This is a genomic window from Rhodococcus sp. NPDC003383 (genome assembly GCF_053589115.1).
In genome coordinates, this window is sequence record NZ_JBSFRG010000013.1 from 62,372 (window position 1) to 74,782 (window position 12,411).

Sequence of the window (12,411 nt, forward strand, 5' to 3'; positions counted from 1 at the left end):
GGGGGCCATCGCGTCGCCTACGTCCCTACGGCGCCCAGCTCGGCACCGGTCACCACGGCGCGTATCTCCTCCACCGCCTCCGGGTTCTCGGCACCGGACAGGTCTCCCGGATCGGTGCCCAGCGCCGCCGCCCGCACCGCGCGGCGCAGGATTTTCGCCGACCGTGTCTTCGGCAGACGTGACACCCGGTGAACCACGCTGGGCGCGAACGGCTTGCCCAGTTCTGCGGCCACACTGGCGGCCAGCTCCCCCGAGATGTCCGTCCCGTCCGCATCCGCGCGGGGCACCCAGAACGCCCACACCGTTTCCCCCTTCTTCGGGTCCGGGACACCGACCGCCGCGGCCTCCGACACTGCCGGGTGCGCGGTCAGGATCGCCTCGACCTCCGCTGGGGCCAAGCGTTTGCCGGCCACGTTCATGACGTCGTCGGACCGGCCCCGGATGTACCACTGCCCGTCGCTGTCGACAAGCGCATAGTCTCCGTGCCGCCACATACCGGGGAACGTCGACCAATACGCCTCGAGGTACCGCTCCTCGTCCTTCCACACCCCGCGGGTCATCGACGGCCACGGCTGCCGGCACACCAGCTCGCCCTGTTCACCGCGCAGCGGACGGCCAGCATCGTCGACGACGTCCACATCCATGCCCAGCGACGGACCGCCCAGCGAACAGCTGCGGATCGGCTGCACCGGATACGGCGCGAGGAACGACCCGCCGACCTCGGTACCGCCGGAGAAGTTGATGATCGGGACGCGGCCACCGAACACCTCGCGTGCGAGCCACTCGTACGAGTCCGGGTCCCACGGCTCCCCGGTCGAGCCGATCGTGTGCACCGAGGACAGGTCATACCGGGCGGCGACCTCGCTTCCCTGCCCGCGCAACGTCCGGATGAGCGTCGGAGAAACTCCGAGCATCGTCACCCGATGCCGTTCGGTCAGCTGCCACAGCCGGTCCCGGTCCGGTACGTCCGGTGAACCCTCGTACAGCAACAGCGTCCCACCATTGGCATGCGTGCCGACGATCGACAACGGACCCATGATCCAGCCCATGTCGGTGATCCAACAGAACACCCCGCCCGGTTTCAGATCGAACGAGTACGCCACTTCGCTCGCCGTCTTCACCAGGAACCCGGCGTGGGTGTGTACGGCGCCCTTCGGCTTGCCGGTCGTGCCGGACGTGTAGGCCAGCGCGAACGGCTCGGAGGCGTCCATCGCTTCGATCGGACCCGCATCACGACTCGCGAGCAGTCCGGTCCAGGACATCTCGCGCTCACCCGACCCTGTTCCGGCGCCGACGTTGTCGACCACGACCACCGACTCCACGGTGGGGCAGGTCTTCAGGGCCTCGTCGAGGGCCGGCTTCATCGCGACCGACTTGCCCCGGCGGATGGTGCCGTCCGCGACGACCACCACTTTCGCGTCCGCATCCTGAATGCGGGACGCGATCGCGCTGGGAGCAAACCCCGAGAAGAGCGGCACGAGAACCGCACCGAGCCGGGCGACGGCGTACACCGAGACGACGGCCTCGGGAATCATCGGCAGGAACAGGGCGACCGCGTCGCCCCGGCCCACTCCCAGCTCCCGCAGTCCGGCGGCGGCACGCTCGACCTCCGCCCCCAGCTCGCGATACGTCAGCGTGCGGACAGTTCCGTCCTCCGCCTCGTGCACGACGGCGAGCCGCTCGGCGGCCACCGGATCGGCGACCCAGCGCCGCAGGCAGGCGTCGACGATGTTCGTCCTACCGCCGACGAACCAGTCGGGATGCTCGATGCCGCGCGAGGTGTCGAGAACTTCGCGATACGGCACCTGGAACGGCAGCTCGAGATCACGGACCACCGCATCCCAGTACCACCGCACGTCGGCGACGGAGCGGGCACGCAACTCGTCCAGGCCGCCGAGGCCGTGCGCGCGGGCGAGCCGGGTGACGTTGGCGTTATCGACGTAGTCGGTGGTGGGGATCCAGGTGTAGTCGGACATTGTCAGCTCCTCGGCATCTCGAGCATGCGCTCGGCGACGATGTTGCGCTGGATGAAGGTGGAACCACCGGCGATGGCGGTGCCGCGCGCCTGGTACGCGAGCCGGAGCCAGCGTGACGTTCGCTGCTGCTCGTCGTCGAGTGCGAACTGGCCGCCGGCGGGCTCGAGGGACAGCCGGAAATCCGCCAGTTCTTCGACGAGCGGGCAGAAGAACAGCTTGCCGATCGATGTCACCGGACCGGGTGGGCCGTCGTTCGCCGCCAGGGTGATCACGCGCTGGCCGATGAGATAGTGCACGAGCGCGCGGCCGTAGAGGTCTGCGACCTTCTGCCGGATCAGCGGATCCGCACCGAGCGGGCGGCCCGACTCGTCGGTCATCTCCGCGATGTCGTCGACGATGTCGTCGACGGCCCGTTTGGTGTTGACCCGGCCGGTGGCGATCGCCACCCGCTCGTACGCGAGCGTGCCCATGGCCACCTTCCACCCGCCGTCGACGTCGCCGACGACGAGATCGTCGGGGATGAACACGTCGTCGAGGAAGACCTCGTTGAATTCGGCCTCACCGAGCATATGGGCAAGCGGGCGAACCGTGATTCCCTCGCTGTCCATGGGAACCAGGAAAAAGGTGATGCCCTTGTGGCGTGGTCCCCCGCCCGTGCGCGCGAGCAGGATGGCATGAGCCGCGATGTGCGCTCGGCTGGTCCAGATCTTCTGCCCGTTGATCTTCCATCCGCCGTCGACCTTCGTGGCCTTGGTGCGCAGGGACGCGAGGTCGGACCCGGCCTCCGGTTCGGAGAACAACTGGCACCAGATTTCTTCTCCGGTGAGGATCGGGCGGAGGAACCGTTCCTTCTGTGCTGGTGTGCCGAAGTCGATGATGGTGGGACCGGCGAAGTCCTCGCCGATCGTGTTGAGTCGCTCCGGCGCGCCCACGCGATCCATCTCCTCGGTGAAGATGGCTTTGCGGATGGGGTCGGCGGCCTGCCCGCCGTACTCCTTCGGCCACGCCATTCCTCCGTAGCCGGCGTCGAAGAGCAACCGCTGCCATTGTCGCCAGAACGGGACCTTGTCGACCAGATCCACCGGTTCCGGCCAAGGCAGGGTTGCAACTGTCTTCTCGGCCCATGTTCGGACTTCTGCGCGGAACCGGGCTTCGTCCGGGGAATCAGCGAGCTCCATGGAACCCCTCCTCACGTATTTAGGCCAAATGATACTATAGGTCAGTCCAAAAAAGGAGGACCGTGATGACAGAACCGCTCCACTCCGGGGAGGTGGACCGAGTCGAGTACGACATCGAACGCGGCAAGATCCGTGAGTTCGCCCGCGCGACGTTCACCACCGATCCCGTCCACACGGACCGGGAAGTCGCCCAGGCAGCCGGGTTCGCCGATGTGCCCGCGACCCTCACCCACACGGTCGTCGCCGGGCATCAGCGCGACCAGCGCGAGTTTGTCGAGACGCTCGGCCTGGCACTCGAGCGGGTGGTTGTCGGCTCCGTGAGGTGGACATATCTCCGACCACTGAGTGCAGGCGACCACGTCGTCGGCACCCGGCGCATCGTCGACGACGCGCGACGCGAGGGCAAGCGCGGCGGATCGATGCGCGTACTGACGCTGGAGACCGAGTACGTCGACTCCGACGGTGATCCGGTGGTGCGACTGGAGGAAGTGCTGATCGAGCGAGGAGAACAATGATGAGAGCACCCACGAAGGCCCCCATCGGTGCAGTCACCGACGTACGCGTGGTCGGCCCGATCACCCAGACGGACATCGTGCGATTCGCCGGTGCCGGTGGCGACTTCAATCCTCTGCATCACGATCCCGAGTTCGTTGCGACGTCCGGGTTCCCGGGCGTCATCGCGATGGGTCAGATGCAGGCCGGGATCCTGGCCGGCTGGCTCTCCGACACCTTCGGTGTCGAGCATGTGCGCTCGTTCGCAGTGCGCTTCGTCGCCCCAGTCTTCCTGGGCGACACCCTGACCGTGAGCGGGACGATCACGGCGATCACCGAGACCGACGGGGAGGCGCAGGCCGAGCTCGATCTCGTCGTCTCCGGAGCCAAGGGGCCGGTCGTCACCGGTTCGGCGACGGTTGTCGTCGCCGAGATCTGACAAGCCCATTGATCGGGTTCCAAGGCGCCGTATTCGACGCTCGCCCGGAGAGCTCGAATCAGTCACCTGTCCTCTCGGGATGCCGACCACCCGCGGAGGAGGCGGGCCGTACGGACGAGCCGACGTCCGAGCGCGATGATTGAGGCGAGGCGCTCCTCGCGTCGTGACGGCCGGGCGGGTGTCTCGTGGTCGGGCGCGCAGCGGCGGTGTGTGCACGCTCGTCACCCATCGCACGCGCCGCGCCGCGTAGTCGGCGCACCTGAGGCTCGATCGCCGGAGCACCGGTCCCGCAGCGTGACCACACTCGGTGCGCGCCGTGCCGGTCCCGAATACGGGCAGGAGTGCCCGTCACCGCCAGCACAGCCTGTTCGCGCCGGGGTCAGGTGTCGTGTGCGGCTTTCGGTCTCGTCCCGGTGTCGTAGCCGCGGCTGTCACCGGGCACGGTGTCCGCGCCCGGCGGCGACCGAGAGTCGAGGAGCGTCGCCGTCAGCTGCAGCGCACGGTCGGTGACCCGGATCCGCCTCGTGCACGACGTCGCGGCTGCGCAGCCGCACCCCACAGCGGGCGAAAATCGCGTACACCGTCGTCGCCGGCGGGCACTCCCATCGGCAGTTGCCGCCCCGCGATTCCGCCCGCACAATCGTGGAGGATCGTATCGAGCACAGCACGGCGACAGTTCTTTTCGGGCCGTTCACCCATGCCCCCCTTGTGTTACCCGACGGGCGGCATGGGCGGCTCGCGCCACTCCACCGGGTGTCGGTCGGTGACAACGGGTACACCGAACCCTCGGTGCCGGGCGCCGTGTCGGGGCCGGGCAGGACGGGCCCGGCGCGATGAGCGCAGGTGAACTCCCGGTCGGGTCGCGACGTCACACTCCCTGACCTACCAGGAGTCGACCTGCTTCTCATACTGCACGCGCGCCGGGCCCCGGCTGCCGAGGTTTTCAGATGCACTCTCGCCACCGATTGCAGATTCCGACGATATCTCCGCATCGGCTCACCCGAGCGGCACCTCGGTCCTCGACGCGGACCGGATCGAGGTCAGCGCGGGGCCCGTCCCTGGGTGCCGGCAGCCAACTCTGCCGCGATGCGCTGGCGGAGGAGGTGTTTCTGAATCTTCCCGGTGGCGGTCATGGGCAACTCGGCGACCACCTCGACGCGTTCCGGTGTCTTCTGAATCGCAACTCCCCGCTCGAGCAGATAGTTGCGGAGATGGTCCAGGGTGGGAGCATTCTGCTCCTCCTTGGGCACCACGTAGCAGCACACCTTCTCCCCGAGCCGCTCGTCGGGCATTCCCACCACGGCGAGAGCGAGAATATCGGGGTGATCGGCCAGCTTGTCCTCGACCTCACGCACACTGATGTTCATACCACCGCGGATCACGATGTCTTTGGTTCTGCCGGTGACCCGGACGAAGCCGTCGGGATCCATGACTCCGAGATCTCCGGACCTCGAGAATCCCTCGGGAGTGAAGAGCTCCGCGGTGTCCTCGGGCCGGTTCAGGTACTCGATCATGTGCGAGGGCCCCCGATAGGCGATGTCACCCTCACTCCCCCGGGTCACCTCGAGGCCGTCCTCGCCCACAACCTTGACCTCTGCACCCGGCAGCGCGGCGCCGTCGGACGTGACCGCCCGACTCGGATCGTCCTCGACGGTGCAGGTCGTCGTGGTGAGATTCTCACTTCTCCCGTACAGCGACAGGATGGCGGTGGTCGGAAGGTCGGACTTTGCCTTCTCCACCACGGCCGCTGGGATCGGGGAGCCGGCGCATACCCAGACCCGGAGGGAGGAGAGGTCGGCGTCCGGATCCTCTTCGGCCGCAGCCAACAACGTCTGCAGGAACGTGGTCGCCGTGACCGCGGCCGTGCATCCGAACTTCTTGATCTCGGCCAACCCGCGCTCAGGGTCCCACTCCGCCATGATGTGGGTCGCCGCGCCGCTGAGCAGAGGGATGAGCACACTGGTGACGAGTCCTGTGGTGTGCGTGATCGGGGACGGCCCGAACTGGACATCTGCCTCGGTGTGCCCGAACGCCGTCTTCAGTGCACGTGCGCCCGAAGCGTAGGTGTTGAAGGTGTGCAGGCAGCCCTTGGGACGCGACGTGGTACCGGAGGTGTACACGATGACGAACGGATCGTCGGGGTGGGCACGGAAGTCGAGTTCCGTGTCGACGACGTCGGGCTCCGCGTCCACGACCAGGTTCTCGAGAACCTCGATGCCTCGCTCGGCAAGTGTCCGACGGCTCTCGTCCGAGGCGCGCACCGCAACGATCGTCTCCAGCGTCTGCGACGACCGCCGGATACCGTCGAACATCGACACATAGTCGAAGCCCTTGAACTGTGCCGGTGCGATCGCCGTCCGGATCGAGGCGTCGGCGACAACGTGTGACACCTCATCGGTCCGGTAGATCGGCATGATCGGCACCGTCACCACCCCGAGCCGAGCGAGCGCCGCCGCGACGACGACGAACTCCCCCCAGTTGGGCAGTTGAACGGCGACACGGTCGCCGGCCCGAAGCCCTGTTCGGTGGAGGCCGAGCGCCAGCCGCTGCGATTTGTCGTAGAGCTGCGAGAAGGTCAGCTCCTGCGCGCCGTCGGTGACGAAGATCTTGTCGGGAGTCCTCTCGGCGCGTGCCCGGAGAAGCTCAGTGAAGTTCTCGTCGGCCCATTGGCCACTGGCATAGAACTCCTCTACTTGCTGGGGGGTGTATCGGCCGAGGTTTCGTTCGCGCGTCATGGGAGGATTCCGTCCTTCTTGCTCTGCCACACGGTTACGTAAAGATTAGAATGGTTAGACCGAAGTGGCAACCACTTTCGACGACATTCCCCAGCGCTCCTTGCACCCACCGCCAATCGGCAAGCAAAGGGGCCCAGAGCCGTTCACCGTCGACGGTGCCCTGTTCGACCGATGTCACATGCCGCCCACATCAGCAGATTTTGCGCGAACCTGGCGCCGACCGAGTCGTTGCGATGCCGCTACAACTCGCCAACCCCGGTCCTGCCACCGCCAGCGAGCCCATCCCCCTCCGGTCCTCCCCGGACCTACCCCTCGATCCCGTCGCCGGGCCGACAGGCAGCCCGGTTCCTGTCGACGACGGGATCTCAGGAGCCGGCCTTGGAAGCTTCATCGCATTTTCCACACGGGCGAACGTTTCTCACGGAAAGCCGTGACACCTTCGACAAGATCCTCCGTGGTGAATGCAAGGGCCAGTTGCGACTGCAGCGTCGCAAGCGCATCCGGGAGCGACATGTCACGAGTGTTGTCGATGGCATCCTTGCCCAGGCGCATCAGCAGCGGTGACTTTCTCGCCAGTCGGCACGCCCACGCACGCACTTCCGCATCGAAGTCGCCGTCCGGAAACACGCGATTCACCAGCCCCAGTTCCCGAGCTTCGGCAGCGGTGAGCTTCTCTCCATACATCATCAGCTCATTGGCCTTGAGCCGGCCGACATTCCGGTAGATGAGCGCGGAGATCATGAACGGGAAGACACCGACGTTGATCTCCGGACATCCGAAGTGAGCCGACTCCTTGGCCAGTACGAAGTCGCAGGCGAGCGCGAGACCGAATGCCCCCGCGAGCACGTCGCCACCGGCCGCACAGATCACCGGCTTCCCGAGCCCGCCGATGAGTCGGTACAGCCGCGGAAAGCGGTCCAGACCCGCATACTTGACGATCGTCGGGGTGTCGCTCGCGAACGCCTTCAGGTCCCCGCCCGCCGAGAAGATCTTCTCGTGCGAAGACGCCAGTACGACTACCCGCACGTCGCCGTCGTCCCGCGCCCGTTCGAGCGCGGCCAGAAGCTCGTCCAAGAGGTCGTCGGACAGGGCGTTGCGCGTTTCGGGGCGGTCGAGAGTGAGGACGGCAACGTGCTCGTCGACGTCGTAGCGCACCGAGGGAACCATACAGCCAATCCTTCCATTTTGGTCTTACCATTCGACCCTAGTGCCGCAAGGGGACGGAGACAAGAGCGGATCGGAGCGATTTCCACCAAAGGGGTGACGAAATTGGACTGACCATATACATTGGGGTCGAACGAGGGCGGCGGCCGAACGCCCAGGTGATGCCCTCTATACTGTGGGTCAGGTCACAGGGAGACGCAAGGGTATCGTCGCGATCCCTGTGGCGGCCGTGGCGCGAGGAGTAGTGAGTGGTCATTCCGACGAGTTCGTTCGAGCTGGCCGAGCAGGCAATTGCAGAGTTGCAGGAACTTCTCGGAAGCGAACCGAACCTGGTTCGCCTGGCGGCCGGCGAACCCGACCCGACGGTGATCCGCGCCTTTGCAGCCCGCAAACTCCGGGAGGGCACCACCTCCCCTGAGCAGACGGTCCGGCTCGCCGAACTCGTGATGCGCCTCGATGCCGCCCAGCGCGACGACATTTCCCGGCGACTGGGCATGCACACCGAGCAGTTCGAGACGCTCCAACACGTCGTGCGTGCCATCGACGCCGGAGCCGACCAGATCGCACGGACCGTGACACAGGAACTGTGCACGAACCTCGGGTACGGCAAGGCCATGTTCTCGGTGGTCCGCGGTTCCATCTGGTCACCCGTCGCGCTTGCCGTCAACCCGGACTTGACCGGGGACTTTCGCGAGCTCATCCGGGCCATCGACGGTCGGGAAATCCCCCTGCGGGAAGCCCCGCGTGAAGCCGAACTGGTCCGACGCCGCCGACCGTACGCAGTGGACGCCTCCGACACCTACCGGCACACGTACCGCCCCTTGATCGACCTGTCGCGCCCGGCGGGATACATCGCCGTTCCTGTCGTCATCGGATCCCGGGCAGTGGCGATGATCCACGTCGACCGGCAGAGCGACGGGCTGTCCGACACCGATGTCCACATCGTCGGTACGCTCGCCGCGGCCTGCGCCTCGTCGAAGGAACGCGCCGACCTGCGGCGACAGATCTATGCGCGTAACGAGCACGTCGACGCCGAGATCCAACGCCTCACCCGCGCCCTGCGGCACCTCGAACACGCGCCGATAACAATGCCCGAACTCGGTACAAGTGAACTGCCTCCTCCCGACGATGCGACCCTGGACGGTGGGTCGCAGGACCCAGCCATTCCGTACACGCAATCGCTGACCGCCCGCGAGCGCGAAGTGCTCACACTCATGGCGACCGGGGCGACCAATGCGGCAATCTCCAGGCAGCTCTGCATTTCCGACGGCACTGTCAAGAGCCATGTCCAACGGATCTTCAAGAAGCTCGGGGTATCGACGCGCGCCGAAGTGGCAGCGCTGTACGCCAACGCCAAGACGGTGACCGGTGGCGCGTAACGTCCCCGACGCGCATGCGCAACCAGAGATGACGACCGGGGACGCCGATTTCGATCGCGCCATCTCGGACATTCTCACCGACATGCGCACCGCCACCCCCGAGCGCGCCACCGAACTCGGCCGGCGCCTCGTCGATCTCCTCGATCGCAGGAAAGCCGTCGCCGAGCAACGGACCGCCGAGATCGGTGCACTTGCGTCAGGCATCGATCGTGCCGTCCACGACTTGGACGACGCCGCCTCGAGTGCAGAACTCATGCGACGCGCATGCGAGCGTGTCGCCGACCTCTGCGCTGCGCAAAGGGTGCTTTTGTCTCGGCTCGAGGGGGATCGGATCATTCCTGCGATCTCCTTCGGCACCGACCCGGACACGACACCGTCGCTGCCCCTCGGATTCGACCTCGTGCCGGGCTCTCCCGAAGCACGGGCGCTCGCGACGAACACGGTCGCCATGAGCGAAGCGGTTCCCGATTCGATACGAGAAGTTCTGGGAAACAAAGGTTTCGCTACCGTTCCGGTCGTTGTCGACGGGATCGCAACCGCGCTCGTGCACGTCGACACAGTGCTGGACGGTCCACGGCGCCACGCCCTGATCGTGTTCGCGGAAATGCTCGGCGGCTGCTTCGAGCGGGTCGGTCTCGAATCGCGTCGTGAACGCCAGGACCTTCTCCTCCGCCAGAGCGCCCGGCGGTGGAGTAGCGACACCGACTTCGACGCACTGCCTCCACACGGCGCGGCCGACAGCGCACCGTTCTCCACGGACTACAACGACGTGGACCACCGACTGCTCGAGCCGCTCACCGAGCGCGAAACGGATGTCGTTCGCTTGATTCTCACCGGTGCATCGAACGCCGCGATCGCCGCCGAGCTGGTCATCACCATCGACACCGTCAAGTCGCATGTGAAACGCATTCTCCGAAAACTGGGCGCTACCAACCGCGCCGAACTGATCGCGAAGTACCGCTCCACCCCCCGGTGACGCGGTGGCGCCGGAACAGAGGCTCGCCCCAACCTGGTGAGCCTGGCAAATGCAGGCTCACCAGACGACGTCGTCAGGCGTCGGAAGACGGCACGGTCACCGTGATGGTGTCCACGTCGGGGGTCAGCACGAGCTGGCAGGCGAGTCGAGAGCACGGCTGGACGCCGTCGAGAAACTCGAGAAGATCTTGCTCCTCCGCCGTGGGCTCGCCGAACACCGCGGCGGAGTCCTCGTCCACGTACACGTGGCAGGTGGCGCACGAACAGCTGCCACCACACTCGGCGACGATGCCGGGAAGGTTGTTGCGTACCGATCCGTCCATCACGCTCTGACCGGCCGGGACCTCGACGGACGACGTCGAGCCGTCCGGAAGCTGATACACGACAGTGGGCATGGCGATCTCCTTCAGATTCGACCGGTGAACATCTGCGCGGCCGCCTCGCGGGGTGAAATGCCGTACCCGGAAGGCGCGGCCGCGTTCTCCATACCCAAGATTGTGTCGCCGGTCACTCGACGCACGCATCACCACATCGACCGATTACCCCCCTCCCAGAGGGTGAAAGTTGCGGCGGGGGCCCGCACGCGACAGCAGGGTGACCGAGCACACATCCCCCGTTGGGTGGACAACTTTCGTTCTCTGGTGTGATGCCCCTCACTCTCATGGCTGACAGGCTGAGATCACTCCAGTCGGCGTGCGCGCCACAACGTACGCCGCGACATCTCACCGCACCACGAAGGGGAATCGATGAGCACTACAGAGCAGGTCACGGAACTGATTCCGGATTCCGTCGCCCGTCAGATCGTCCTTCCCGAAGGGCACCGGGACAACGACGCGTTGTTCGAGGCCTACCGCTGGCTGCGCGAGAACAACCCGCTCGGCCGCGCCGTGGTCGAGGGATACGACCCCCTGTGGCTGGTGAGCAAGCATGCCGACATCATGGAGATCGAGCGGCAGCCCGACATCTTCACGAGTGCGGGCGGCGAAAACAAGGGGTCTGTCAACCCGATCCTGGCGAACCAGGCCGGCGACGAATTCACCAAGAGCATCAACAACGGCAGCCTCCGCATCCTGGAAACTCTCACCTACCTCGATCCGCCGGAGCACACCGAGGTCAAGGACATCGCCCTCGACTGGTTCCGGCCGACCAACCTCGCGAAGTGGGAAACCATCATTCGCGAACTCGCCAAGGCGTCCGTTGCCCGGCTGCTCGAGACGAACGGCCGGATCGACTTCGTCAAGGACTTCGCTCTGCACTACCCGCTGCACGTCATCATGAGTCTGTTCGGGGTACCCGAAGAGGACGAACCCCGGATGATGGCCCTGACCCAGGAGTTCTTCGGGACAGCCGACCCCGACGCCGCCCGTGACGATGTCGAACCGCTCACCCCGGATGCCGCCGCCAAGCAGTGGGTAGCCACGATCCAGGACTTCTACGCCTACTTCGAACGGCTCCTCCAGGATCGCCGCGCCAATCCCCGAGACGATCTCGCCACGATCATCTCCCTGGCCCGCGACAAGGATGGTGAGTACTACCCGAACGAGATTGCCTACGGGTACTTCATCGCCATCGCGACCGCGGGCCACGACACCACCTCGAGCACCCTCGCAGGCGGCATGCTCGAACTCGGCCGCAACCCGGACCAGCTCGCGAAGGTGAAGGCCGACCTGGCGCTCGCGCCGCACCTCGTGAACGAGTCGCTGCGCTGGGCCTCGCCGGTCAAGCACTTCATGCGTCAGGCGACGCAGGACTACACGCTGCGCGGCCGCGACATCAAGAAGGGCGACCGCTTCATGCTGCTGTACCAGTCGGGCAACCGCGACGCCGAGGTCATCCCCGAGCCCGACCGCTTCGACATCACCCGCCGACCCAACAAGCACATCGCCTTCGGCTACGGCCCGCACATGTGCATCGGCCAGCACCTGGCCAAGCTGGAACTGCGCATCATGTTCGAGGAACTGCTCCCCCACATCGAGTCCCTCGAGCTGGTGGACGACACCAAGATGATCCAGACCAACTTCGTCGGTGGACTCAAGAACATGCCCGTCAAAATCGAGTTCACCGGATAACACG

The 12,411-nt window shown here is 66.0% G+C and carries 10 protein-coding genes; 5 read left to right on the forward strand and 5 right to left on the reverse strand.

The genetic code is table 11. From position 1 onward, the window contains the following. Nucleotides 1-17: 17 nt before the first annotated feature. Together ACWDTS_RS13690 and ACWDTS_RS13695 are read right to left on the reverse strand one after the other, a co-directional pair. Nucleotides 18-1,976, reverse strand: a complete 1,959-nt coding sequence (locus ACWDTS_RS13690; protein ID WP_450118362.1) for an AMP-binding protein — start codon at nucleotides 1,974-1,976, stop codon at nucleotides 18-20. Nucleotides 1,977-1,978: 2 nt separating this feature from the next. Beyond that, on the reverse strand, nucleotides 1,979-3,154 hold the full coding sequence (locus ACWDTS_RS13695; protein WP_450118363.1) for an acyl-CoA dehydrogenase family protein: 1,176 nt from the start codon (nucleotides 3,152-3,154) through the stop codon (nucleotides 1,979-1,981). Nucleotides 3,155-3,219: 65 nt separating this feature from the next. Between ACWDTS_RS13695 and ACWDTS_RS13700 the strand changes: the two genes are divergently transcribed. Next, nucleotides 3,220-3,669: an FAS1-like dehydratase domain-containing protein gene (locus ACWDTS_RS13700; protein ID WP_450118364.1), complete on the forward strand. Its 450-nt coding sequence runs from the start codon at nucleotides 3,220-3,222 to the stop codon at nucleotides 3,667-3,669. Continuing rightward, nucleotides 3,669-4,085: a MaoC family dehydratase gene (locus ACWDTS_RS13705; protein WP_450118365.1), complete on the forward strand. Its 417-nt coding sequence runs from the start codon at nucleotides 3,669-3,671 to the stop codon at nucleotides 4,083-4,085. The genes ACWDTS_RS13700 and ACWDTS_RS13705 overlap by 1 nt, the downstream gene beginning before the upstream one ends. Before the next feature lie 1,040 nt (nucleotides 4,086-5,125). On the opposite strand, the gene ACWDTS_RS13710 is transcribed toward ACWDTS_RS13705, so the two are convergent. Together ACWDTS_RS13710 and ACWDTS_RS13715 are read right to left on the reverse strand one after the other, a co-directional pair. Beyond that, nucleotides 5,126-6,820, reverse strand: coding sequence for an AMP-binding protein (locus tag ACWDTS_RS13710; RefSeq protein WP_450118366.1), 1,695 nt, complete (start codon nucleotides 6,818-6,820; stop codon nucleotides 5,126-5,128). 387 nt (nucleotides 6,821-7,207) lie between these two features. Next, nucleotides 7,208-7,987 carry an enoyl-CoA hydratase/isomerase family protein gene (locus tag ACWDTS_RS13715; protein ID WP_450118367.1) on the reverse strand — a complete coding sequence of 260 codons (780 nt, stop codon included), beginning with the start codon at nucleotides 7,985-7,987 and terminating at the stop codon, nucleotides 7,208-7,210. A gap of 245 nt (nucleotides 7,988-8,232) precedes the next feature. Here ACWDTS_RS13715 and ACWDTS_RS13720 point away from each other — a divergent pair, with 245 nt between their 5' ends. After that, on the forward strand, nucleotides 8,233-9,363 hold the full coding sequence (locus ACWDTS_RS13720; RefSeq protein WP_450118368.1) for a LuxR C-terminal-related transcriptional regulator: 1,131 nt from the start codon (nucleotides 8,233-8,235) through the stop codon (nucleotides 9,361-9,363). Nucleotides 9,364-9,391: 28 nt separating this feature from the next. Further along, complete coding sequence (locus ACWDTS_RS13725; RefSeq protein ID WP_450118369.1) at nucleotides 9,392-10,339, forward strand: helix-turn-helix transcriptional regulator; 948 nt, start codon at nucleotides 9,392-9,394, stop codon at nucleotides 10,337-10,339. A 73-nt stretch (nucleotides 10,340-10,412) separates the two neighbouring features. Here the strand turns inward: ACWDTS_RS13725 and ACWDTS_RS13730 are convergent, their stop codons facing one another. Beyond that, nucleotides 10,413-10,733 carry a 2Fe-2S iron-sulfur cluster-binding protein gene (locus ACWDTS_RS13730; RefSeq protein ID WP_450118370.1) on the reverse strand — a complete coding sequence of 107 codons (321 nt, stop codon included), beginning with the start codon at nucleotides 10,731-10,733 and terminating at the stop codon, nucleotides 10,413-10,415. 351 nt (nucleotides 10,734-11,084) lie between these two features. On the opposite strand from ACWDTS_RS13730, the gene ACWDTS_RS13735 reads away from it, so the two are divergent. After that, nucleotides 11,085-12,407 (forward strand): cytochrome P450, encoded by a 1,323-nt coding sequence (locus tag ACWDTS_RS13735; protein WP_450118371.1) that lies wholly within the window; start codon nucleotides 11,085-11,087, stop codon nucleotides 12,405-12,407. Nucleotides 12,408-12,411: the final 4 nt, after the last annotated feature.

Excerpts from the sequence above, each read along its gene's own strand:
- ACWDTS_RS13690 (WP_450118362.1), bottom strand. The coding sequence starts at position 1,976 with ATGTCCGACTACACCTGGATCCCCACCACCGACTACGTCGATAACGCC.
- ACWDTS_RS13695 (WP_450118363.1), bottom strand. The coding sequence starts at position 3,154 with ATGGAGCTCGCTGATTCCCCGGACGAAGCCCGGTTCCGCGCAGAAGTC.
- ACWDTS_RS13700 (WP_450118364.1), top strand. The coding sequence starts at position 3,220 with ATGACAGAACCGCTCCACTCCGGGGAGGTGGACCGAGTCGAGTACGAC.
- ACWDTS_RS13705 (WP_450118365.1), top strand. The coding sequence starts at position 3,669 with ATGAGAGCACCCACGAAGGCCCCCATCGGTGCAGTCACCGACGTACGC.
- ACWDTS_RS13710 (WP_450118366.1), bottom strand. The coding sequence starts at position 6,820 with ATGACGCGCGAACGAAACCTCGGCCGATACACCCCCCAGCAAGTAGAG.
- ACWDTS_RS13715 (WP_450118367.1), bottom strand. The coding sequence starts at position 7,987 with ATGGTTCCCTCGGTGCGCTACGACGTCGACGAGCACGTTGCCGTCCTC.
- ACWDTS_RS13725 (WP_450118369.1), top strand. The coding sequence starts at position 9,392 with ATGACGACCGGGGACGCCGATTTCGATCGCGCCATCTCGGACATTCTC.
- ACWDTS_RS13730 (WP_450118370.1), bottom strand. The coding sequence starts at position 10,733 with ATGCCCACTGTCGTGTATCAGCTTCCGGACGGCTCGACGTCGTCCGTC.
- ACWDTS_RS13735 (WP_450118371.1), top strand. The coding sequence starts at position 11,085 with ATGAGCACTACAGAGCAGGTCACGGAACTGATTCCGGATTCCGTCGCC.